Raw genomic sequence first — 21,415 nt, 5'->3', positions numbered from 1 at the left:
CCCGGAGCTCGGCCGGCGGTCCGCGCGCGTGGCTGCGGGTGAGATACGGAGGGGAGTGCGATGAGCACGTCTGCGTCTACGTCTGCGTCCGGGGGCGCGTCGGCCTCCGCGGCGTCCGGGGGCGCGTCCGGGGCCGCATCGGCCTCCGCGGCGTCCGCGGCGGCGTCCGGGGCGGCGGCGTCAGGGTCCGCCCCGGCGCGCGGGCCCGACCCGCGGGCGACCCGCAGCAGGGCCGCGGCGCTGGCCGCCGCCGAGGAGCTGCTGGTCGAGCAGGGCTGGTCGGCGGTCACGCATGTCGCGGTGGCCGCCCGCAGCGGCGTCGGGCGTACCACGCTCTACCGGCACTGGCCCGACGCGGCCGGGCTGATCCGGGACGTCATCGCCGAACGGATAGCCGGCGCCCACACCGCCCCGACCGGCGACCTGCGCGCCGACCTTGAGCGGGAGCTGGACGGGATGCGCGCCCTGCTGCACGAGCCGGTCAGCGAGACGGGGCTGCGCGCGGTCATCGAGCGGGCCGGCAGCGACCCGGTCTTCGCCGAGCTGAAGGAAGCGCTCTACCGGGGCGGCTCGCAGGTCTTCCGCGAGGTCGTCGAGGGAGCGAAGGCGCGCGGCGAGCTGCCGGCGGAGCTGGAGACCGACCAGGCCATCGACGAGCTCGCCGGCCCGCTCGTCTACCGCCGGCTGCTGGCGGGCCGCACCTTCGACGGGGAGTACGTCCGCCGTATCGTCGCCGCGTTCCTGGCCGCGCACGCGGTGGGCTGAGCGAGCGCCCGGCGGCGTACACGCCGGGCCCGGCGACCCGGGCGTACCCCGCCGCGAGCCCGGCGGCGTAAAGGCGGGTCCGGCCCCGCGCGCGCCGGCCCGCGTACCCGGCGGCGTACACGCGGACCCCGCCCCGTAGGAGCGCGGCAAGAGGGCCGGTCCTCCGTGCGGGAGAGGGCCGGCCCTCGTACGGGGGGCGCGGGGTCAGGGGAGCGCGGGGTCAGGCGAAGGCCGCCGCGTTCTCCGTCGCCCACTGGCGGAAGGTGCGGCCCGGGCGGCCGAGGGCCTGGGGGATGCCGGGGAAGACCCGGCCGCGGAAGTCGTCGCCGGACTCCAGCACCGTACGCAGCGCCTTCACCACGCCGTCCGCGGTCTGCGCCGAGTAGCGCGCCGCCAGCACCGCATGGTGCTCCTCCAGCGTCATCTGCTCGAAGCGCAGCTCCCGCCCCAGCACCTCGCCCAGCACCGCGACCTGCTCGCGCGTCGTCAGCGCCTCGGGCCCGGTCAGCGAGTAGACCGCGCCCTCATGCCCGTCCGAGGTCAGCGCCCGCACCGCGACGTCCGCGATGTCCTCGGGGGCGACCAGCGCCTCGGGCAGGTCGGCGATCGGGCTGCGTACGACCGAGGCGTCCCGGATGCCGGGCGCCCAGCCCAGCGCGTGCGTCATGAAGCCGTTGGGGCGCAGGATCGTCCAGCCCAACGAGGAGCCGGTCAGGGCCTGTTCGGCCTGCCGGTGCCAGCGGCCGAGCGGGGTGTCGTGCTCCTCGTCGACCTCCTCGACGCCCAGCGTGGACAGCTGCACCACCTGCGTGACGCCCGCCTGCTCCGCCGCGGCCACCAGATTCCCGTCGTGCGTCGCCTTGTTGTGGCCCAGCGACATCAGGAAGACCTTGCGCACCCCGTCGAGCGCGGCCGGCAGCGTCGCCGGGTCGCCGAGGTCGGCGGCGACCACGTCCACGCCCGCGGGCAGCCGCGCCCGGCCCGGATCGCGGGTCAGCGCCCGCACTTTGTGGCCGGCCGCGTGCAGCCGGTCCAGCACCTTCCCGCCGATGTTGCCGGTGGCTCCGGTGACCAGATACATGAACGTCCCTCCTGTCGCTGGGGGTTGAAGCTCGGGGTCGAACGAGTGGCGGGGCAGGGGCAGTTCACGCCGAGGGCCGGTCGAGTACGGCCCGCAGCGCCGCCTCCAACCCGCCTACGCCCTCCGGGCCTTGGGCCCGCCACGCCACGAAGCGGTCCGGGCGGACCAGCGAGGCGCCGCCCGGCGTGACGCCGTACGCCTTCTCCCAGCCGCCGAGCCGGTGCACCGGCAGCTCGATGCCGAGCCGCGCCGCGGCGTCCGCGCCGGCCCGCGCCCACACCTCGCCGTCCGCGCCCGTACCGGCGAGCAGCACGAAGGAGCGGCCGAAGAGCGAGGTCGTGGACGGCACGCCGACCGCGTCCAGCGGTACGTAGGGCGCGCGCGAGCCGGGGCGGCCGGTCGGCGCGGTCGGGTCCTCCAACAGCTCGCCGGCGTCGCCGACTTCACGGACGACGGCGCCACCGGCCGCGTACCGGTAGCCGAAGACCTGCGTGACGGGGTGGATCGGCGCGGCGGCGCCGGTCGCGTCGAGGTCGGGGCCGAGGCGCTCGACGGTGTTGGTGTACTGCTGCTCGGCGATCATCTCCGACACCGGCCGCCGCTCCGGGTCGTGGCTGTCCAGCAGCCCCGGCCCCGCCTGCCCCTTGACGACCATCGCGAGCTTCCACGCCAGGTAGAAGCCGTCCATGACCGCGGTGTTGCCGCCGAGCCCGCCGGGCGCCGGCACCACCTTCGCGGCGTCGCCGATGAGATGGACCCGGCCGTCGCTGAACCGGTCGGCGACCTCGCAGGTGATGGTGGTCTCGCCGGTGCCGACGACCGTCATCGCCAGGTCGGGGACGCCGATGCCGTACCGCACCAGCTCCTCGCACTGCGCGGTCGTCCAACCGGTGTAGTCGGGCTGGTCGTTCGACATGCCGCGGATGTAGCCGTACCGGCCGGGCACGTCGGTGGTGTAGAAGACGCCGGGCACCGGGTCGAGCAGGTGGAAGAGGGCGAACCGGCCGCCGCCGGCGACATTGCCCTCCAGGCCCGAGACCGCCGCGCTCATGTCGGCGTCGAAGAACACCCGGAAGACGTCGCCGAGATGGCCGCGCCCGTGCATGCCGATGCCCAGCGCCTTGCGCACCGGGCTGTGCCTGCCGTCCGCGCCGACCAGGTAACGCGCCCGTACCGTACGGGTGGTGGCGCCGGCGCGGTCGCGCAGCACGGCGGTGACGCCGGCCGCGTCCTGCGTGAAGGACACCAGTTCGGTGCCGAAGCGCAGCCGGGCGCCCAACTCCCGTGCGCGGGCTGCCAGGATCTCCTCGGTGCGCTCCTGGCTGGCCATCGCCCAGTCCTCGGGCGAGACATGGCTCATGGCCATCTCGCCCTCGGTCATGATGCCGCGCAGCACCGGCCCGGAAAGGGTCTTGGCGAGCGCCATGTAGAACTCGCCGGTGCCGCCCGGGGACGCTGCGGTCACCGCGTCGGCGACCCCGCCGATCCGCAGGGCCTCCATGACGTGCGGGTACTGCCCGCGGGCCTTCATCACCACCGACGTGCCGGGGTGCTTCTCCACCAGCAGCGGCCGTACGCCGTACAGGCCGAGGAACAGCGCGGTGGTCAGGCCCGACAGGCCACCGCCGACGACCAGGACCGGCACCTCTTCGACTTCCTCCGCCTCACCAGGCGTCACGTCACGGGCTTCCTGCGGATCCGACACGGCGGCTCCTCCCAGGGGTCGCGGGCGGCTTGGGTGTGCCGCCAGCTTGGCCAGGGCTTCTGGTGCTGCGGTCGGGCCGCGGTGCCGTGCCGCCCGCTTCCCGGTCGCGGCCCGCTGGCCGGCCGCCCCTTCCCCGGCCCCTGCCGCCTCTCACCGCCGCCCCACCTGCCCGCCAGCGGGCCGTACGAGGGTGGGTGCCGCACCGCGCACGACCGTCCGAAGGACCGTCCCTTCAGCCCACGCCACAAAAGCCAAGGAGCCGACGTGTTCGTCTTCGTCAACAAGCTGACGCTCACCGGCGCGGCCGAGGACCTGGAGCGGATCTACGCCGACGTCGCCGAGTTCATGCGCACCCGGCCCGGCCTGATCCGGTACCAGCTCGTCCGTTCCCAGAACGACCCCGGCGTCTACTTCAACGTCGCCGAGTGGGAGACCCAGGAGACCTTCGACCAGGCCCTCGCCGAGCCGGAGTTCCGCCGCCGGCTCAAGGCGCTGGGCACCGTGATCAAGGGAGAGCCGCACATGAGCGACATCGTCGAGCAGGGCGTCGCCGAGACCGAGACCGCCGGGGGTGTGCGATGACGCAGGCCGCTCCCGCGCCCGCGACGCAGGCCGTCCCCGGGACCCAGGCCGTTCCGGCGACCGCGGCGCCGGTCGACGCGCAGACGTACGCCGAGATCGTCCAGTTCTACTCGCACCACATGCAGCTGCTCGACAACGCCGAGGCCGAGGAGTGGGCCGACGGCTTCACCGAGGACGGCGTCTTCGCGCAGAACGTCAAGCCGGAGCCGACCCGCGGCCGGGACACCATCGCCGCGTCCATGCGCCGCGGCGTGGACCGGCTGAAGAACCGCAACGTGGTGCGCCGGCACTGGCTCAGCATGGTCGTCGCCGACCAGGTCGACCCCGGCACCGTACGCACCCGCTACTACGCGGTGGTCTTCGAGACGCCGGTCGGCGGCAAGGCGTCGGTGTACCTGAGCACGACCGGCGCGGACACCCTCGTACGCGAGGACGGCCGCTGGCGGATCAAGTACCGCGAGATCAACCACGACGGTGCCTGACGGCGGCACCCGCGCGGCCCCGTACGCCGGTACGGCACCGGTCCCGTACGTGGACGGCGCGCTCTACGGCGACATCGAGCGGTTCTACGCCCGGCAGGTGCAGCTCCTCGGCGAGGGCGACCTCGACCGGTGGGCGGCGACCTTCACCGAGGACGCGGTCTTCGCGCAGGAGGCGCAGGCCGGCCGGGTGTGGACGGGCAACGCGCCCTCCGAGCGGCGCGGGCGGGCGGCGATCGTGGCCGCCGCCCGCGGCGCGGTGGCCGCCCGCCGGGAGGCCGCGGCCGTGCGCCGCTACCTCATCGGCATGCTCCGCGTCGAGCCGGCCGCCGGCGGCAGCCTGCGCACCACCTACCGGGCGGTGCTGCTCCAGACGCCCAAGGGCGGGGTGCCCGAGGTCTACCTGAGCACCACCGGGCGGGACGTGCTGGTCCGCCAGGACGGCGCCTGGCGGGTACGGCACCGCGTCAACTCCCACGACAACGCGCCCGCGGCCGGCCCGGGCGCGACCACCGCTACCTCCGCGACCCGTACGACCCCTACGACCCGTACGACCCGTACGACCCCTACGTTCCGGAAGGACGACGACGATGGCTGACCTGACCCGCGAGCGGGTGGACGCCGCCTACGCGGCCCTGATGACCGGCGACAAGAGCAAGATCCTCGAATACTGGGACGAGAACCTGCGCTTCGAGATGCCCGGCCACCACCAGTTCTCCGGCTGGTACGTGGGTCTCGACGACTACCTGACGAAGATGGGCAAGCTCGGCGAGGCCCACGGCGGCCGGTTCGCCGCGACCACCAAGCACGTGCTGATCCTGCCCGAGGCGGGCATCTCCATCGACGTCTACGAGCTCGACGGCTACCGGCCCGGCGCGGCCGAGGGCACCATCTCGCCCTACGACCGGCTCCAGGTGCAGGGCGTGCACATGCTGCGCTGGGAGAACGGCCGGGTCGTCGAGGGCCGCAGCGCGCTGTTCGGCGACGGCGTGACCCGCGGCAACCTGTGGTGGTCGCCGGTCGACGACGCCGGCGAGCGCACCGAGCTGTGAGCGGCGACGCCCTGCGGGACCGTACGGTCGTCGTGACGGGCGGCGGCACCGGCATCGGCCGGGCCACCGCCCTGGCGTTCGCCGCCGAGGGCGCGCGGGTGCTGGTCGTCGGCCGCAGCGGCGGCCGGCTCGCCGAGACCGCCGCCCTGCACCCGGCGATCGCCGCCCACACCGACGACATCACCGCACCCGGCGCCCCGGACCGGATCGTCGAGGCCGCCGCACGCGAACTGGGCGGCCTGGACGTGCTGGTGAACAACGCGGTCACCATGCGCTCGGCGCCGCTCGGCCGGATCGAGGAGGACGGCACCCGGGCGCAGGTCGAGACCAACCTGCTGGCCCCGCTGTTCCTCACCCAGCGGGCGCTGCCGCTGCTGGAGGCCGCCAAGGGCCTGGTGATCAACGTGACGACGGCCGGCAACCAGCGCGGCTGGCCCGGCCATTCGGTGTACGGCGCGACCAAGGCCGGCCTGGACTTCCTCACCCGCACCTGGGCGCTGGAGCTGGCGCCGCGCGGCATCCGGGTCGCCGGGGTCTCGCCCGGCCCGGTGGAGACGCCGATCGCCGAGCACGCGGGGCTGGACGCGGCGGCCGTCGCCGTACTGCGCGACCGGCAGCGGTCCCGGGTGCCGCTCGGGCGGGTGGGCCGGCCGGAGGAAGTGGCGTGGTGGCTGGTCAACCTCGCCCGTCCGGAGGCGTCCTTCGCGACCGGCCTGATCGTCGCGGTGGACGGCGGCGCCGGCGTCGTCTTCTGACCCCAGCGACCCCCGCGACCCCCGCGACCCCGGACCCACCGCGACCCCGCGACCCGGCGCCCCCGCGTCCCCCCGCCCCGCCTCAGACTGCGCCCGCCCTACGACGTGCCCAGGGAGCAACGCATGGAATTCGGCATCAACTTCTTCCCCACCGTCGGCCCGGACGACAAGCCGGCCGGCACGTACTTCGAGGAGGCCCTGCGGCTGGCCGAACTGGCCGAGGACCTCGGATACGACCACGTCAAGACCGTCGAGCACTACTTCTTCAGCTACGGCGGCTACAGCCCCGACCCGGTGACCTTCCTGGCCGCCGTCGCCGCCAGGACGCAGCGCGTGAAGCTGGTGACCGGCGCGGTGATCCCGGCCTTCACCCATCCGCTCAAGCTCGCCGGCAAGCTCGCGATGCTGGACAACATCTCCAAGGGCCGGCTCCAGGTCGGCTTCGGACGGGCCTTCCTGCCCGACGAGTTCGACGCCTTCGAGCTGTCGATGGACGAGAGCCGGCCGCGGTTCGCCGAGGGCCTGCGGGCCTGCCGGCGGCTGTGGGCCGAGGAGGACGTCGTCTGGGACGGGCAATATTACACATTCGGCCCGGTGACGCTGCTGCCGCGCCCGTACCAGCGCCCGCACCCGCCGATCCTGGTCGCCTCCGCGATCACGCCGTCCTCCTGCGAGCAGGCCGGGCGCGACGGCCACGGGCTGCTGCTCGTGCCGTCGATCTCCAAGCGCGAGAAGGTCCAGGAGATGCTCACGCTCTACCGCAAGGCGTACGCCGACGCCGGCCACCCGCCGGGCGGCGACGAGGTCCACATGAGCTACAACTGCTACCTCAGCGAGGACGCCGCCGAGGCCCGTGCCAAGGGCAAGCTCTACTCGCAGCGCACCAACGCCACCATGATCGAGGCGGTCGCGGCCTGGGGCGAGCGGCGCAGCGAGGGCTACGCGGGCTACGAGCAGATCGTGGACCGCATCTCCAAGGCCGACTTCGACCGCTCGCTGTCCGAGAACAAGGTCCTGGTCGGCACGCCGGCCGAGGTCACCGAGCGGCTGCGGACGATCCGCGAGTGGTACGGCGAGGTCACCGTGAGCCTCCAGATCATCTCGGGCAACCCGCCGTACGAGGAGTCCGAGCGCTCGATGCGGCTGTTCGCCGAGCAGGTCCTGCCGCACTTCCGCACCCCCGCGTAACCCGCGGCACGTACGGAGCAGCGCATACGGAGCGGCCCCCGGCTTGCACGAGCCGGGGGCCGCTCCCTCGTACACGGGCGCCGGGCTCAGCCGGCGACCCGGGCGACCATGCCGGCGACCGTACGGGCGGCGACCGCGGCGACGGTGAGGGCCGGCGGGACGCCGCCGGAGGAGCCGTGCAGCAGCGAGCTGTCGACGACGTAGAGGCCCGGGTGGCCGTGGACCTGCCCGTCGTGCCCGGTGACCAGGCCCAGCGGGACGCCGCCGACGACGTTGCCGCCGGTGGTGCCGACCCGGGCGAAGGCGGTGCTGGAGCCGGGGTTGGCGGCGTCGAGCCGGTCGAGGGTGTCCTGCACGGCCTTGGCCATGACGGTGACCCGCGGGTCGTCCACCGGCCAGCTCAGCACGACGTCGTCCTTCTTCTCGTCGAAGCGGAAGCTGCCGAGCGCGGGGGAGGGGCAGGCGCCGATCGTGGTGATCCAGCCCTCGCCCGCCGGCGCGTCCACCCAGGGGAAGTTGAGCAGCGAGACCGGGGCGTGCGGGTTGGTCTCCCAGTCGCGGACCAGGATCGCGCAGGGGCCGCCCTGCGTGGGGTTGTTCTCCGGCATGCCGGTACGGGCGGTGATGACCTCGCTGTTGCCGACCCTGGTGCCGAGCGCCCCGTCCAGGTCCGGCAGCGCGCCGGCCGCCCGGGCGCGCATGAGCAGCCGGGTGGTGCCGAGGGTGCCGGCGGCCAGCACCAGGGTGCGGGTGCGGACCTCGTGCCGCTCCAGGACGGTGCCGCGCTCGTCGATCCGCTCGTACGCGACCGCGTAACCGCCGCTGCCGTCGGGCCGGACGGACGTCACGACGCTGAGCGGGCGCACCTCGACCCGGCCGGTGGCCTCGGCGCGGGCGAGGATCGTGACGTCCACGCTGCGCTGGGCGCCGCTGTTGACGCCGAAGAGGTTGAGCCCGGCGACCTCGGCGGCGACCCGGCGGCCGGCCATCTCCTCGCGCACCACGTCCCAGTCCACGGCGAGGTCGACCAGGCTGTACGGGATGCCGGCCCGGTCCAGCTGCTCGGCGAAGGAGCGGGCCGAGCGGTAGAACTCCGAGGCGTAGACGTCCTGCGGGATGGGGCTGCACCCGATGAGGTCGCGGGCCTCGCGGTACCAGCGGGTGGTCATCTCGGTGTGGTCCAGGACGTCGCCGAACGCCTGCCGGAAGAGCGCGGGCGACGGCTCGACCATGGTGGCGTTGCTGAGCAGGGACGCGCCGCCGACGCCGGCCGCCGCGATCATCGTCAGGCCGTCGCCGTCCAGCGACTCCAGGACGCCGGTGTAGACGTCGAGGGTCTTGTCGGTCAGCGGCGAGCGCTCGCTCAGCCAGGCGGCGCGGCCGTCGAGGTCCCGCTGGGTGGCGAAGGTGTCGCCCTGCGCGGTGACGGGCCAGCGCCGGCCGCGCTCCAGCACGAGGGTGCGCACACCTGCCTCGGCGAGCCGGAGCGCGGCGATGGCGCCCGCGTATCCGGTGCCGACGACGAGCGCGTCGGTGCGGTGCTGCTGGTCTTCCACGGGTCGGCCTCCAGGTTTTCGGGTGGGACGGACGGGTGGTGCTGCGGTTCTCAGCCTGCACGCACGTCGCGTACGGGCGGGGCGGGTTGGGGTTGCGGCCGGCTCAGTGCGCGTGCAGGGCGCGGGCCAGCAGCCCGGCGGCGTTGCGGGCCAGCGGCACGTCGGCCTCGGACGCGACGATGCCGTGCTCGACGATGAGCCGGCCCACGCGGCCCGCGATGAGGGCGAACCGGAAGCCGGCGAACAGCTCGTACCAGCCGATGTGCGGGGCGACATGGCGTCCGGTGCCGGCCTCGTAGCGGCGTACGGTGGCGGCCTTGGCGGGCAGGCCGGGAAGGCGGGTCGCGCCGACGCCCTCGCTCAGGTGCCGGTCGAACCACAGGTACCAGCCGAGGTCGGCCTCGCCGGGGCCGAGGAAGGCCATCTCCCAGTCCAGGACGGCGGCGGCCCGGGTGCCGGTGAACAGGACGTTGCCGAGCCGCGCGTCGCCCCACACCAGCTGCGACTGCGCTGCCTGCGGGGGGAGTCGGTCGCGCAGGAAGGCCAGGGCTTCGAGGGCGATGGGGGTGCCGGGTCCGGCGAAGTGGTCCAGGTGGCTTTCGTAGAAGTCGAGTTGGGCGGTCAGCCCGGCCGGTGCGCCGAGGTCGCCGAGGCCGAGGGCCGCCGGGTCGAGGGCGTGCAGCCGGCGCAGCACGTCCACGCCGCTCCACCACACCGCCGCCTGCCCGTCCGGCGGCAGGTCGTGCAGTTGGCCGGCGCGGTGGTACGAGGGCAGGTCGGTGGGCACCCAGCCGGTGACGTGCTCCATGGCGTAGAAAGGCGCGCCCAGCAGGCTGGGGTCGGCCTCGTAGCCGAGGACGGCGGGCACGGGTACGTCGGTGCCGGCGAGCGCGGCGAGGATGCGGTATTCGTCGGCCAGGTGCGAGACCGGCATGACCCGGAAGTGCACCGGGCCGACCCGCACCACCAGCCGCCGGTACCGGGGCCGGCCCTGCTCGGCCCACTCGGCGTCCACGAGCAGGCTCTCGTGCGAGAAGCCGAGCCCCTCGGGCAGCCGTACGGCGAGCGTGAGGTCGGTGGCGTCCGGCAGCCGGTCGGCGAGCCAGCCGGTGAGGCGTTTACGGGTGAGGTCGGGGTCGCGTTGCTGGGGTACGGCCATGGGCCGGCTCCTCGGTCTCGTCGGTCGGCGGGGACGGGCCCGCGGGTGTCCCGGGCGCACCGGTGATCGTCGCCCAGCGCGCTGGGGGCCCGCTGGGGGCGGGGTGAGCCGTACGTCACGGCCGGCAGGGTGAGCCGCCCGTACGGCCGCCACGTCCTTCTGCGCCGGGGGCCGCCCGGCGTGGCGTACGGCTCCGGTGGGGCTTCACCGCACGCCCACCGGGGCCCCAAGCGGGGCTGCCAGCATCGGCGTCGAGGCACGTCGAGGCACCTCGAAGTACCCAACCCGCAGGCAGGAGGCCGCAGATGGGCATGGCACCACCCGTCGGCACCCATGTGGAGCCGCAGGTCTTCCGGCAGGTGCTCGGCCATGTGCCGACCACCGTCACGGTCGTGACCGCGAGCACCGCGGACGGGCCCGCGGGCCTGGTCGTCGGGTCGTTCGTGTCGGTGTCGCTGGAGCCGCCGCTGGTCGGGGTGTTCATCGCCGAGTCCTCGGCGAGCTGGCCGCCGATGAGCGGCACCGGCTCCTTCACCGTCAACGTCCTCGCCCACGACCAGCAGGAGTTGTGCGCCCGGTTCGCCCGCAGCGGCGGCGACAAGTTCGCCGACCTCACGTGGTGGGAGTCGCCGCACGGCAACCCGGTGCTGCCCGGCACGACCGCCTGGCTGGACTGCCTGGTGCAGCAGGTCCAGAAGCTCGGCGACCACTTCTTCGCCGTCGCCGAGGTGGTCGGGCTCGGCGTCGCCGGGTCCGTACCGCCCATGGTCTTCCACCGCGGCGCCCTGCACACCGTCACCGGCCCGGCGCCGGCCACGCCCCGCACACCCCACCCGACCCCCGGAAAGGGACCGTCATGACGACGACCGCGCACCACCCCGCCGGCAGCGACGACACCACCACTGGCGGCGACGGCCGGGTCGCGCTCATCACCGGCGCCACCAGCGGCATCGGCCTGGCCATTGCGCACACCCTCGGCCGCGCCGGCATCAAGGTCTTCCTCACCGCCCGCACCGCCGAGAACGTCGAGTCCACCGTCAAGGCGCTGGACGCCGCGGGCATCACCGCCGACGGCATCGCCGCCGACGTCCGCAAGCCCGAGGGCGTACGGGCCGCCGTCGCGAGCTGCGTGGCGCGCTTCGGGCCGCTGGACATCCTGGTCAACAACGCCGGCCGCAGCGGCGGCGGGGTCACCGCGCAGATCACCGACGAGCTGTGGTTCGACGTCATCGACACCAACCTGCACAGCGTCTTCCGCATGACGCGCGAGGCGCTGACCGCAGGCGGCCTCGGCGGCGACCGGCCCGGCCGGATCGTCAACATCGCCTCCACCGGCGGCAAGCAGGGCGTCGTGCTGGGCGCCCCCTACTCCGCCTCCAAGCACGCGGTGGTCGGCTTCACCAAGGCACTCGGCCTCGAACTCGCCCAGTCCCGCAGCAACATCACCGTCAACGCGGTCTGCCCCGGCTACGTCGAGACGCCCATGGCGGCCCGGGTCCGCGAGGGCTACGCGGCGGCCTGGGACACCACCGCCGACGAGGTGCTGACCCGCTTCAACGCCAAGATCCCGCTGGGCCGTTACTCCACGCCCGAGGAGGTCGCCGGGATGGTCGGCTACCTGGTCTCCGACACCGCCGCCTCGATCACCGCGCAGGCCATCAACGTCTGCGGCGGCCTCGGCAACTACTGAGCCGCGCCCAGGCGTTACCCGGCCCGCGCCAACTCCGCCGGCCCGCGCCAACCCCGCCGGCCCGCGGCCCGCGCCGGCCCGCGTCAACCCCCGCCCGTCACCGCCGACTTCGAGGGACCCTCCATGGCAACCGTCCACCGCATGCAGCACACCGTCACCGTCGGCGCCCCCGCCGACACCGTCTACGGCCTCGTCGCGGACGCCGCGAACTGGCCGCGGGTCTTCCCGCCCTCGGTGCACGTCGAGCAGACCCCGCTCGGCGGCGGCGAGGAGACCCTGAGGATCTGGGCGACCGCCAACGACGAGGTCAAGACCTGGACGTCGCGGCGCCGGCTGGACCCGGCGGCCCGGACCGTCGACTTCCGCCAGGAGGTCTCGCAGCCGCCGGTCGCGAGCATGGGGGGCCGCTGGACCGTCCGCCCGCTGACCGGCACCTCCTGCGAGGTCGTCCTGGACCACGACTTCACCGCGGTCGGCGACACCGCGCAGAACGTGGCCTGGATCGAGCAGGCCGTCGACCGCAACAGCGGCGCGGAGCTGGAGCGTATGCGGGCGACCGCCGAACTGGCCGCGCGCCTGCCGGAGTTGGCGCTCACCTTCGACGACGAGGTCACCATCCAGGGCTCGGCCGCCGACGTCCACGACTTCATCTGGCAGGCGCGCGAGTGGGAGGCGCGGCTGCCGCACGTCAAGCGGGTCGTGCTCACCGAGCCGGGCGAGGGCGTGCAGACGCTGGAGATGGACACCCTCGCCAAGGACGGCTCGCAGCACACCACCAAGTCCGTGCGGGTGAGCTTCCGGCCCGGCCGCATCGTCTACAAGCAGCTGCTGGTGCCGGCGCTGCTGACCGTGCACACCGGCGAGTGGATCCTCCGCGACACCCCGCGGGGCCTGTCGGCGACCTCCCGGCACAGCATCGTCGTCAACCCGGACGCCGTCACCCGCGTGCTCGGCGAGGGCGCCACCGTCGCCGACGCCCGCGACTTCGTCCGCAACGCGCTCGGCGCCAACAGCCTCGCCACGCTGGGCCACGCCAAGCGGTACGCGGAGGAGCGGGCCGGCCTGTCAAAGGTCGGCTGAGCTGCCGCGTGCGTGAACTGGGCGGCGCCTCCCGGGAGTCCGGGGGGCGCCGCCGCTGCTTGTGCGGAGCGTTCAGGCGCGGCAGGTCAGCGGCCGGCCGCCGTTGAAGCGGGCCATCTCCTCGAACACCGGGGCCGAGCGGATCTGGTGGTCCGGCGGGAGGCCCGCGGCCTCGGCGTAGGCGCGGTGCAGATTCGCCACCAGCCGCTCCGGGTCCCGCAGTTCGGCGTACGGCCCCAAGTCCGCGCGGACGGCGGCCTCGTACGGGCTCACGCCCTCCGCGACGCCCCGGGCGGCCAGCTCCCGCACCCAGCGCAGATACGCCTCGGCCTCGTCCAGCGCCTCCGGCCCGGCGACCGGCCCGTGCCCGCCGACCACCACCGTCGGCCCCAGCGCCCGCAGTTGCTCCAGCGCCGCGAGCGAGCCGGCCACCGAGCCGGCCAGCACGAAGGGCGTGCAGCCCGGCAGCACGACGTCGCCGGCGAACAGCACCCGCTGCTCCGGCAGCCACGCCACCGTGTCGCTGGTGGTGTGCGCGATGCCGAGCTCGTACAACTCGACCCGGATGCCGCCGACATGGAGCGTGAGGCGGCCGTCGAAGGTGAGGGTGGGGAGGGTGAGGGGGAGGTCGCCCCAGGGGGTGTCGGGCCATACGTACCGCAGGGCGGTGCCCTTCTCCGTCATGACGTCGCGGGTGCCGGTGGAGGCGACGATCGTGGCGGCGGGCGCGAACAGGGCGTTGCCGAAGTGGTGGTCGCCGTGGTGGTGGGTGGTGACGACGAGTGTCGGCGGGTGCGGGGTGAGCGCGGTGACGGTGTCGCGCAGCAGCCCGGCGCGGTGCTCGGTCGCGGCGGTGTCGATCAGGGCCGTCATGCCGTCGCCGGCGACGATGCCGGCGTTGCCGAGGCACCAGCCGCCGTCGGGCTGGACGAAGGCGTGCACGCCGGGCGCGAGGGCCTGGACGTACGGGGGTTCGAGGTCGGGTGTGGGTGCGGGTTCGGGCGGCGCGGCCACGTCGGGGCGGGGCGGGGATGAGGTCATGCGTCCACCGTCGCCGCCGCCGCTGGGAGGACGTTCGTGCGGCGCTTGGACCGCGCCGGGGCCCGTACCCGCGAAAAGCCGCCGCCCCGCTCGGCGTCGAGCGGGGCGGCGGCCTGTCCGCAACGGCGCGCAGGTCAGAGCGCGAGGACCAGCTTGCCGTTGACCTGCCGGTCCTGGAGCCGGGCGAAGGCCGGGGCCGGGTCGGTCCAGTCGGCCACCAGGGCGACCTGCGGGTCGAGTTGCTGCCCGTCGGCCAGCCGGACCAGCGTCGCCAGGTCGCGGCCGACGTCGCGGCGGGTGATCTCGTCGAAGAGGAAGAGGTAGTGCAGGCTCACCCCCGGGCGGGCCCGGCCCCAGTCCACCGGGAGCCGCAGCTCGGCGCGGGCGGTGTTGCCGAAGCACACCACCGTGCCGCCGGGCGCGACCGCCTGGAAGCCCTGCGTCAGCACCTCGCCGCCGCAGCTGTCCAGCAGCACGTCGACCGGCTCGGTGCCGCCGGCCCCGTACAGGTCGATGACGTCCGCGCCCAGCAGGTGCAGCCCCTCGGTGCGGGCGGGCGAGCCCACCCACGCGATGACCCGCGCCCCGGCCTGCGCGGCGAGCTGCACCGCGGCCCGCCCGACCCCGCCGGCCGCGCCGGTGACCAGCACCGTACGGCCCAGCAGCGTCCCCGCCCGGCGCAGCGCGTACAGCGCGGTCAGCCCCGCCACCGGCAGGGCCGCGGCGGCGGCCCACTCCAGGGAGTCCGGGAGCACCGCGAGCCGCCCGGTGTCGAGCGCGACCCGCTCGGCCCAGCCGTCCCGGTCGGCGAGCCCCAGCACCCGGGTGCCGGCCGGCGGCCCGCTGCCGTCCGCCGCGGCGGCGACCACCGTCCCGGCGACGTCCCAGCCGAGCCGGGAGCCCGGCGGGAGCTGCCCGATCACGGACAGCTCCCCGCGGTTGACCGCGACCGCCGCGACCTCCACGAGCGCCTGCCCGGGCAGCGGCACCGGCTCGGCGACCGAGTCCAGCCGCAGGCCGGCGTCCTCGCCGGCCGCTGTCACAAGAGCTTTCACGGTGTCCCCTCCGCTTTCAGGCGGCCTGGGCGAGCAGCCCGTTGACGAGGTCCAGCAGCGCCTGGGGCGTCTCGGCGGTCTGCGCGACGTCGTCGTCGAGGCTGATGTCGTAGGCGAGTTCGACCATACTGGTCACCTCCAGCATGGCCAGCGAGTCGTAGCCGAGGTCGGCGAACGGGGTGTCCACCGCGTCCCCGTCCAGCCGCGGCGCGCCGGCGCCCTCGCCGCCCGCCTTGGCCAGCATGTCCTTGAGCTCGTCGAGCGTGATCCGGGCCATGTGATGTGCCCCTCCTCCGAAGCGAGTTCTTCCATCGGTACGTACGGACGCGGTGGTCCGTTCAGCCCTGAGCTACCGTCAACTCGGGTTGTGCGGCGGCTCGTTCACCCCGCCGTACGCAGCACCAGCGCCGCCGTGAAGCCGCCCGTGCCGCGGGCCAGCACCAGGGCGCTGGTCAGCGGCGTCTCGCGGGCGGCCAGGACGAGGTCCAGGTGGGCGGCCGGGCCCGCGGGGTCGGTGACGTGGACGGTCGGCGGGATGACCTGGTCGCGCAGGGCCAGGAACGCCGTCGCCGTGTCCAGTGCGGAGCCGCCCGAGGCGAGCCGGCCGACCATCGTCTTCGGCGCCGTGACCGGCACCGCGCGCGGCCCGAACACCTCGGTGATCGCCGCCGCCTCCGCCGCGTCCAGCTCCGGCAGCCCCGCCGCGTCGGCGAACACCACGCCGATGTCGCCGGGTTCGAGCCCGGCGTCCGCGAGCGCCTGCCGGACGACCCGCGGCAGCGCGGGCGGCCGGCCGGTGTGCGGGGCCGGGTCGATGCCGGAGGAGTAGCCGGCGATCTCCCCGTAGATCTGCGCCGCGCCCCGGGCCCGCGCGGCGGCCTCCTCCTCCACGATGATGATCGCGCCGCCCTCGCCGGGCACCCAGCCGGCGGCGCCCGTGTCGAAGGGCAGATACGCCCGCGCCGGATCCTCGCCCGTGCTGACCTGCCCGCCGGACAGATACGCCACCCACCCCCACGGCGAGAGCGCCCCGTCCACCCCGCCGGTCACCACGAACGGCGTGCCCTTGCGGATGTGCCGGCGCGCCTGCCCCGCCGCGTCCAGGCCGCCCGCCTGCTCCGAGACCAGCACACCGCTGGGCCCGCGCATGCCGTGCCGGATGGAGATCTGGCCGGTGTTGACGGCGTAGAACCACGCGAAGGACTGGTAGGCGCTGACGTGCTTGCCGCCCCGGCTCCACAGCTTCTCCAGCTCGCGGTGCCCGAACTCGAAGCCGCCGAAGGCGTTCGCGGTCACCACGCTCATCCCGAACTCCTCCAGCGCCGCCGGGTCGGCGCCCGCGTCCGCCAGCGCCCAGCCGGTCGCGGCGAGCGCGAGCCGGGTCATGTGGTCGGTCTGCGGCATGAGCCGGCCGGGGATGTGCGCGGCCGGGTCAAACCCGCTGACCTCGCCGGCGAGCCGGCACGGGTAGCCGGACGGGTCAAAGCGGGTGATGCGGCCGATGCCGGACTCGCCGCGCAGCGTCGCCCGCCAGTAGTCCTCGATGCCGCAGCCGTTGGGCGCGGCGACCCCGAGGCCGGTCACCACGGCGGTCGCGGTCGTGCCGGGCGCGGACGCGGGGGCCGATTGCGTACGGGTCGCGTTCATGCCGGCCGCCGGTCGGGGCGGGCCAGCACCATCGCGCTCTGGAAGCCGCCGAAGCCGCTGCCGACGCTCAGCACCGCGTCGGTGCGGTGCTCGCGCGCGGTGAGCGGCACGTAGTCGAGGTCGCACTCGGGGTCGGGCTCGTGCAGGTTCGCCGTGGGCGGCACGACGCCGTTGTCCATCGCCAGCGCGCACGCGGCGATCTCGATCGAGCCGACCGCGCCGAGCGAGTGCCCGATCATCGACTTGATGGAGCTCATCGGCGTGCGGTACGCGTGCTGCCCCAGCACCCGCTTGACGGCCGCGGTCTCGTGCCGGTCGTTCTGCTTGGTGCCCGAGCCGTGCGCGTTGACGTAGTCGATCTGCTCGCCGTTCAGCCGCGCCTCGGCGAGCGCGACCCGGATCGCCTCGGCCATCTCCCGGCCGTCCGGGCGCAGTCCGGTCATGTGGTAGGCGTTGCAGCGGGTCGCGAAGCCGGCGATCTCGGCGTAGACGCGGGCGCCGCGGGCCCGCGCGTGCGACAGCTCCTCCAGCACGAACATCGCGCAGCCCTCGCCGAGCACGAAGCCGTCGCGGCTGCGGTCGAAGGGCCGGGAGGCGTGCTCGGGGTCGTCGTTGCGGGAGGTCGTGGCCTTGATCGCGTCGAAGCAGGCCACGGTGATGGGGGAGATCGGCGCGTCGGTCGCGCCGGCGATCATCACGTCCGCCGAGCCGTCCCGGATCAGCTCGGCGGCGTGCCCGACCGAGTCCAGGCCCGAGGTGCAGCCCGCCGAGACCACCACGGCCGGCCCCTCCGCCCCCACCTCGCGCGCCACCTCGGCGGCGAAGGAGGACGGCACGAACCAGTCGTAGAGGTGCCGGGAGCCGTACGCGTGGTCCACCAGCCAGGACTGCCCGGCGTCGCTGACCACCGCGTACTCCCGGTCCAGGCTCATCGTCGCGCCGACCGCGCTGCCGACGGTGACGCCGGTACGGTACGGGTCGGGCGCGTCGAGGCCGCTGTCCCTGACGGCCTCGCGGGTGGCGACCACGGCGAACTGCGCCGCCCGGTCCAGCCGCCGGATCTGCTGCTGCCCGAGCCCTTCGGCGGCCGGGTCGAAGTCGACCTCGCCGGCCACCCGGGACCGGAACGGCGAGGCGTCGAAGAGGGTGATGCCGCGGGTCGCGGTGCGCCCCGAGGTGAGGGTGTCCCAGAAGACCTTGGTGCCGACTCCGCCGGGGGCGATCACCCCGATGCCGGTGATGACCACCCGGCGTCCCGGCGCGGGCCGGGCTGCGTCGGTCCTTGCCTTGTCCGTCATTCCGCTGACCTTCCACTGCTGGTGGCTGTCGGGGATGCGTGCGGTGTGCGCGGTGCTTGTCAATGAGCGTGTGAGACGGGGATGGAGCGGGACTGGTGGCGCGGGCCAACCCCGCTCAACACGCCGTCCGGCGGGGGGTGGGGTGGGTTGTGGGGCGGGGCCGGGGGCCGCGTGCGGCGGGGTTTGGGATCGGGCTCGGGGCGGGGCTCGGGGTGGCGCCCGGGCCCGGGGCGATCACCAGCTCAGGCCGCCGTTGACCTCCAGGACGTGGCCGTTGACGTAACCCGACTCGTCCGAGGCCAGGAAGATGGCAGCCTGCGCGACCTCGGCGGCGTCGCCGGCCCGCCCGACCGAGATCTTCGCGCCGTAATGGCTCCACAGCCGCTCGTTCGCGGCGAGCGCCCGGCCCATGCCCTCGTCGATGAAGCCGGGGCTCAGGCAGTTGGCGGTGATGCCGCGCGGGCCCAGCTCCACCGCGGCCACCCGGGTGAACGCCTCGATGCCCGCCTTGGACGCCGCGTACGAGGCGGAGCCGCGCGCGACCCGGGTGGCCAGCGCGGACGACATCGTCAGGACCCGGCCGCCGCCGTCCTTCTCCAGGTACGGCACGGCCTCGCGCACCGACCGGAACGTACCGTTGAGGTTGGTGTCGACGACCTCCTCCCACGCCTGCGGCTCCAGGTCCGCGCTCGGCCCGGGCCGGCTGACCCCGGCGTTGGCGACCAGCACGTCCAGCCGCCCGTACGCCTCGTACACCGCCCGCATCAGCCCCCGCACGGACCCGCTGTCCCGCACGTCCGCCCGCTGGAAGGCCAGCTCCCCCTCCCCGAGCCCCGGCAACCGGCCCCCGGCTGCCGCGTCCCGCCCCGCGCACACGACGCGGCAGCCCTCCTTGACGTATGCCTCGGCGATCGCTCGCCCCAAGCCCTTCGCACCACCGGTGACGATGGCGACCTTCCCGACGAGCCGCACGGTGTCCTCCTGGGGGTCCGCGGGCTCCATCCGAACCCGCATCCGCTGAACGGGACCCTCACGCTACGAAGCACCGTCCCAGCCCTGGTCGACGCGGGCTGGGAGCGCACTGGGCTCTTGCGCGGCGCGAGCTGATCGTCAGCGGGGCTGAGCATCGGCGGGGCTCACGAGTGCCCAGGGCTGACGGTCCGCGGCGGCTGACCGTCAGCCGGGCTGACGATTTGCCTGAGCTGATCGTCCGCCTAGACTCACCGTCAGCCGGGCTGAGCATCGGCCGAGCTGACCCTTCGCGCGCGCTGATCGTCAGCCGTGGCTCAGGACCCCGCGGGGGCCGGTTGCGGGGTGGGCGTGGGGGCCGGGGTGTCCTGGTGGGGGGTCAGGGGGCCGCCGCGGAGCAGGGTGCCGCAGATCAGCGCGCCGGCGAGGTAGATGCCGGCGCACCACCAGAACACCGTGGTGTAGCTGTGCACCGCCGCGGCCTGGAGCAGCGCCGGCGTCGGGCGGCCGTGCGCGTGCCCGGCGACGTAATGCGTGCTCGCGCTCGCCGCGATCGTGTTGAGCAGCGCCGTGCCGATCGAACCCCCCAGCTGCTGCCCGGTGTTGATGCTCGCCGAGGCGACACCCGCGTCGTGCGGCGCGACGCCGAACGTCCCCGTCGCCGCGACCATGCCGAAGATGAGCCCACTGCCCGCGCCGACCAGCGCGAGCGGCCCGAGCAGCGCCGAGGCGTACTCCGCGTGCGTGCCGATGCGGGTCAGCCACACCATGCCGGCGCCGTTGAGCAGCATCCCGGCCACGACCATCGGCCGCGGCCCGAAGCGCGGCAGCAGCCGGGTGTTCCCGGCGGTCGCCATGACGCCGCTGCACACCACCATCGGCAGCATCGCCACCCCCGACCGGACGGCCGAATACCCGAGGGTGACCTGCATGTAGTAGACGAGGAAAAGGAAGACGCCGAAGGTCGCCGCGCCCATCATCAGGACGGTGAGGTACGCCCCGCCCCGGCTGCGGTCCAGGACGACGCGCGGCGGCAGCAGCGGGTGCGCGGTGCGCCCCTGCCACCACGCGAAGAGCACCAGCAGCGCGCCGCCGCCCGCGAGGAAGCCCCACGCGGAGGGGGTGTGCCAGCTGTGCGAGGCGGCGTTGGAGAAGCCGTAGACCAGGCAGAACATCCCGCCCGACACGGCGACGACACCGGGTACGTCCAGCCGCCCGGCCTTCGTCCGCTGCTGCCGGCCCACCAGCACCGCGCCGCCGGCGATCGCGACGGCCGCGAACCCGGTGTTGATGTACATGCACCAGCGCCACGACAGGTACGTGGTCAGCGCCCCGCCCAGCAGCAGCCCCAGCCCGCCGCCGGCCGCCGCGACCGCCCCGTACACGCCGAACGCCTTCGCGCGCTCCTTCGGGTCCCGGAACGTCGTCGCCAGCAGCGACAGCGCGGACGGCGCGAGCAGCGCCCCGAAGACCCCCTGGCACGCCCGCGCGCTCACCAGCATCGTGAAGTTCACCGCGGCCCCGCCCACCGCCGAGGCCGCCGCGAACCCGGCGAGCCCGGTGAGGAAGGTGACCTTGCGCCCGACCAGGTCCGCCAGCCGCCCGCAGAAGAGCAGCAGGCTGCCGAACGACAGCGCGTACGCCGTCACGACCCACTGCCGGTCGGTGCTGCTGAAGTCCAGCGCGCGCTGCGCGGACGGCAGCGCGAGGTTCATGACGGTGAGGTCGAGGACGACCATGAGCTGGGCGACGGCGATGACCCCCAGGATCCACCACCGCCGGGGATCGGCCCCGGTCCCCGCATCGTATGCGGCCATGCTGCGCTCTCCTTGTCTCGCGGTCACGCGAGCCCCCCGCCCAGGAGCAGCCACCCACCCCCTACGGACGTCGCGTCACACCCAAGACGCCCGCGCCCCCACGAGATGTGACACCACCCCCCTGTGACGCCCCCCACCGCGCCACCGCTACTTCTTCCGCCGCCGCAGGTTCGGCGGATCGATGAACACCCACATCGTGGCGACCCAGAAGGCGATCACGACCAGCGAAAACCCGATAGTCTCCAGCGCCCGCACACCCACCACCTCCTCACCGCCCCCACCCACCGTCTCACGCCCCCACCCCACCCGCACCTCACAACTTGTGCGACATCGACTGGGTCGTCAACAACGCTACGTTGTAGGCTCCACAGCGCTTTGAACAGGGAAAGCACAGTCAATGTGGTATCGGCGAAACATCTGCCGCAGCCGACGCTGGACGGATGTGGTCCGTGAAATAGAGGGCTATAAAAGGGCAGGAACCAAAGGGGGCGGAGCA

Annotated in this window: 21 protein-coding genes; 10 read left to right on the top strand and 11 right to left on the bottom strand. The window is 74.3% G+C overall.

Annotation, left to right across the window (positions count from 1 at the left end):
• Positions 1-60: 60 nt before the first annotated feature.
• Complete coding sequence (locus HCN08_RS22105) at positions 61-765, top strand: TetR/AcrR family transcriptional regulator (protein ID WP_167984936.1); 705 nt, start codon at positions 61-63, stop codon at positions 763-765.
• Positions 766-985: 220 nt separating this feature from the next.
• Here HCN08_RS22105 and HCN08_RS22100 read toward each other — a convergent pair whose 3' ends face one another.
• Together HCN08_RS22100 and HCN08_RS22095 are read right to left on the bottom strand one after the other, a co-directional pair.
• Positions 986-1,846, bottom strand: coding sequence for an SDR family oxidoreductase (locus tag HCN08_RS22100; protein WP_167984935.1), 861 nt, complete (start codon positions 1,844-1,846; stop codon positions 986-988).
• Positions 1,847-1,910: 64 nt separating this feature from the next.
• On the bottom strand, positions 1,911-3,551 hold the full coding sequence (locus HCN08_RS22095) for an FAD-dependent monooxygenase (RefSeq protein WP_322974608.1): 1,641 nt from the start codon (positions 3,549-3,551) through the stop codon (positions 1,911-1,913).
• A gap of 264 nt (positions 3,552-3,815) precedes the next feature.
• Here HCN08_RS22095 and HCN08_RS22090 point away from each other — a divergent pair, with 264 nt between their 5' ends.
• From HCN08_RS22090 to HCN08_RS22065, 6 genes are all read left to right on the top strand, one after another.
• A complete protein-coding gene (locus tag HCN08_RS22090; protein WP_167984934.1) occupies positions 3,816-4,133 on the top strand; it encodes an antibiotic biosynthesis monooxygenase family protein in 318 nt (105 codons plus the stop codon).
• Positions 4,130-4,615, top strand: coding sequence for a nuclear transport factor 2 family protein (locus HCN08_RS22085; protein WP_167984933.1), 486 nt, complete (start codon positions 4,130-4,132; stop codon positions 4,613-4,615). Before HCN08_RS22090 ends, HCN08_RS22085 begins: the two co-directional genes overlap by 4 nt.
• Positions 4,608-5,210: a nuclear transport factor 2 family protein gene (locus HCN08_RS22080; protein ID WP_206319089.1), complete on the top strand. Its 603-nt coding sequence runs from the start codon at positions 4,608-4,610 to the stop codon at positions 5,208-5,210. Before HCN08_RS22085 ends, HCN08_RS22080 begins: the two co-directional genes overlap by 8 nt.
• Positions 5,203-5,664, top strand: a complete 462-nt coding sequence (locus HCN08_RS22075) for a nuclear transport factor 2 family protein (RefSeq protein ID WP_167984932.1) — start codon at positions 5,203-5,205, stop codon at positions 5,662-5,664. The genes HCN08_RS22080 and HCN08_RS22075 overlap by 8 nt, the downstream gene beginning before the upstream one ends.
• A complete protein-coding gene (locus tag HCN08_RS22070; protein WP_167984931.1) occupies positions 5,661-6,419 on the top strand; it encodes an SDR family NAD(P)-dependent oxidoreductase in 759 nt (252 codons plus the stop codon). Before HCN08_RS22075 ends, HCN08_RS22070 begins: the two co-directional genes overlap by 4 nt.
• 123 nt (positions 6,420-6,542) lie before the next feature.
• Positions 6,543-7,607, top strand: a complete 1,065-nt coding sequence (locus tag HCN08_RS22065; RefSeq protein WP_167984930.1) for an LLM class flavin-dependent oxidoreductase — start codon at positions 6,543-6,545, stop codon at positions 7,605-7,607.
• Positions 7,608-7,693: 86 nt separating this feature from the next.
• Here HCN08_RS22065 and HCN08_RS22060 read toward each other — a convergent pair whose 3' ends face one another.
• A complete protein-coding gene (locus HCN08_RS22060) occupies positions 7,694-9,163 on the bottom strand; it encodes a GMC oxidoreductase (RefSeq protein WP_167984929.1) in 1,470 nt (489 codons plus the stop codon).
• A 103-nt stretch (positions 9,164-9,266) separates the two neighbouring features.
• On the bottom strand, positions 9,267-10,322 hold the full coding sequence (locus tag HCN08_RS22055) for a phosphotransferase family protein (RefSeq protein WP_167984928.1): 1,056 nt from the start codon (positions 10,320-10,322) through the stop codon (positions 9,267-9,269).
• A 305-nt stretch (positions 10,323-10,627) separates the two neighbouring features.
• Between HCN08_RS22055 and HCN08_RS22050 the strand changes: the two genes are divergently transcribed.
• From HCN08_RS22050 to HCN08_RS22040, 3 genes are all read left to right on the top strand, one after another.
• Positions 10,628-11,182 carry a flavin reductase family protein gene (locus tag HCN08_RS22050; RefSeq protein WP_206319088.1) on the top strand — a complete coding sequence of 185 codons (555 nt, stop codon included), beginning with the start codon at positions 10,628-10,630 and terminating at the stop codon, positions 11,180-11,182.
• Positions 11,179-12,012: an SDR family NAD(P)-dependent oxidoreductase gene (locus tag HCN08_RS22045; RefSeq protein ID WP_167984927.1), complete on the top strand. Its 834-nt coding sequence runs from the start codon at positions 11,179-11,181 to the stop codon at positions 12,010-12,012. The genes HCN08_RS22050 and HCN08_RS22045 overlap by 4 nt, the downstream gene beginning before the upstream one ends.
• A gap of 123 nt (positions 12,013-12,135) precedes the next feature.
• A complete protein-coding gene (locus HCN08_RS22040) occupies positions 12,136-13,092 on the top strand; it encodes an aromatase/cyclase (RefSeq protein WP_167984926.1) in 957 nt (318 codons plus the stop codon).
• A gap of 72 nt (positions 13,093-13,164) precedes the next feature.
• Here the strand turns inward: HCN08_RS22040 and HCN08_RS22035 are convergent, their stop codons facing one another.
• The 7 genes from HCN08_RS22035 to HCN08_RS22005 all read right to left on the bottom strand — a co-directional run bounded on the left by HCN08_RS22035 (position 13,165) and on the right by HCN08_RS22005 (position 20,919).
• Positions 13,165-14,133, bottom strand: coding sequence for an MBL fold metallo-hydrolase (locus HCN08_RS22035; protein WP_167984925.1), 969 nt, complete (start codon positions 14,131-14,133; stop codon positions 13,165-13,167).
• A 134-nt stretch (positions 14,134-14,267) separates the two neighbouring features.
• On the bottom strand, positions 14,268-15,188 hold the full coding sequence (locus HCN08_RS22030) for a zinc-binding dehydrogenase (protein WP_167984924.1): 921 nt from the start codon (positions 15,186-15,188) through the stop codon (positions 14,268-14,270).
• A gap of 16 nt (positions 15,189-15,204) precedes the next feature.
• The gene (locus HCN08_RS22025; protein ID WP_167984923.1) at positions 15,205-15,465 is read right to left on the bottom strand and encodes an acyl carrier protein; all 261 of its coding nucleotides are present in this window, start codon (positions 15,463-15,465) and stop codon (positions 15,205-15,207) included.
• A gap of 104 nt (positions 15,466-15,569) precedes the next feature.
• Complete coding sequence (locus HCN08_RS22020) at positions 15,570-16,835, bottom strand: ketosynthase chain-length factor (RefSeq protein ID WP_167984922.1); 1,266 nt, start codon at positions 16,833-16,835, stop codon at positions 15,570-15,572.
• The gene (locus HCN08_RS22015; RefSeq protein ID WP_167984921.1) at positions 16,832-18,133 is read right to left on the bottom strand and encodes a beta-ketoacyl-[acyl-carrier-protein] synthase family protein; all 1,302 of its coding nucleotides are present in this window, start codon (positions 18,131-18,133) and stop codon (positions 16,832-16,834) included. The genes HCN08_RS22020 and HCN08_RS22015 overlap by 4 nt, the downstream gene beginning before the upstream one ends.
• Before the next feature lie 234 nt (positions 18,134-18,367).
• Positions 18,368-19,135, bottom strand: a complete 768-nt coding sequence (locus tag HCN08_RS22010) for an SDR family NAD(P)-dependent oxidoreductase (RefSeq protein WP_206319087.1) — start codon at positions 19,133-19,135, stop codon at positions 18,368-18,370.
• 284 nt (positions 19,136-19,419) lie between these two features.
• A complete protein-coding gene (locus HCN08_RS22005; protein WP_240970318.1) occupies positions 19,420-20,919 on the bottom strand; it encodes an MFS transporter in 1,500 nt (499 codons plus the stop codon).
• Positions 20,920-21,415: the final 496 nt, after the last annotated feature.

It is taken from the genome of Actinacidiphila epipremni, from assembly GCF_012034175.1.
Lineage (GTDB): Bacteria > Actinomycetota > Actinomycetes > Streptomycetales > Streptomycetaceae > Actinacidiphila > Actinacidiphila epipremni.
Note: the sequence above shows the minus strand (reverse complement) of the source record. Positions and strands in the feature narration are given on the sequence as shown.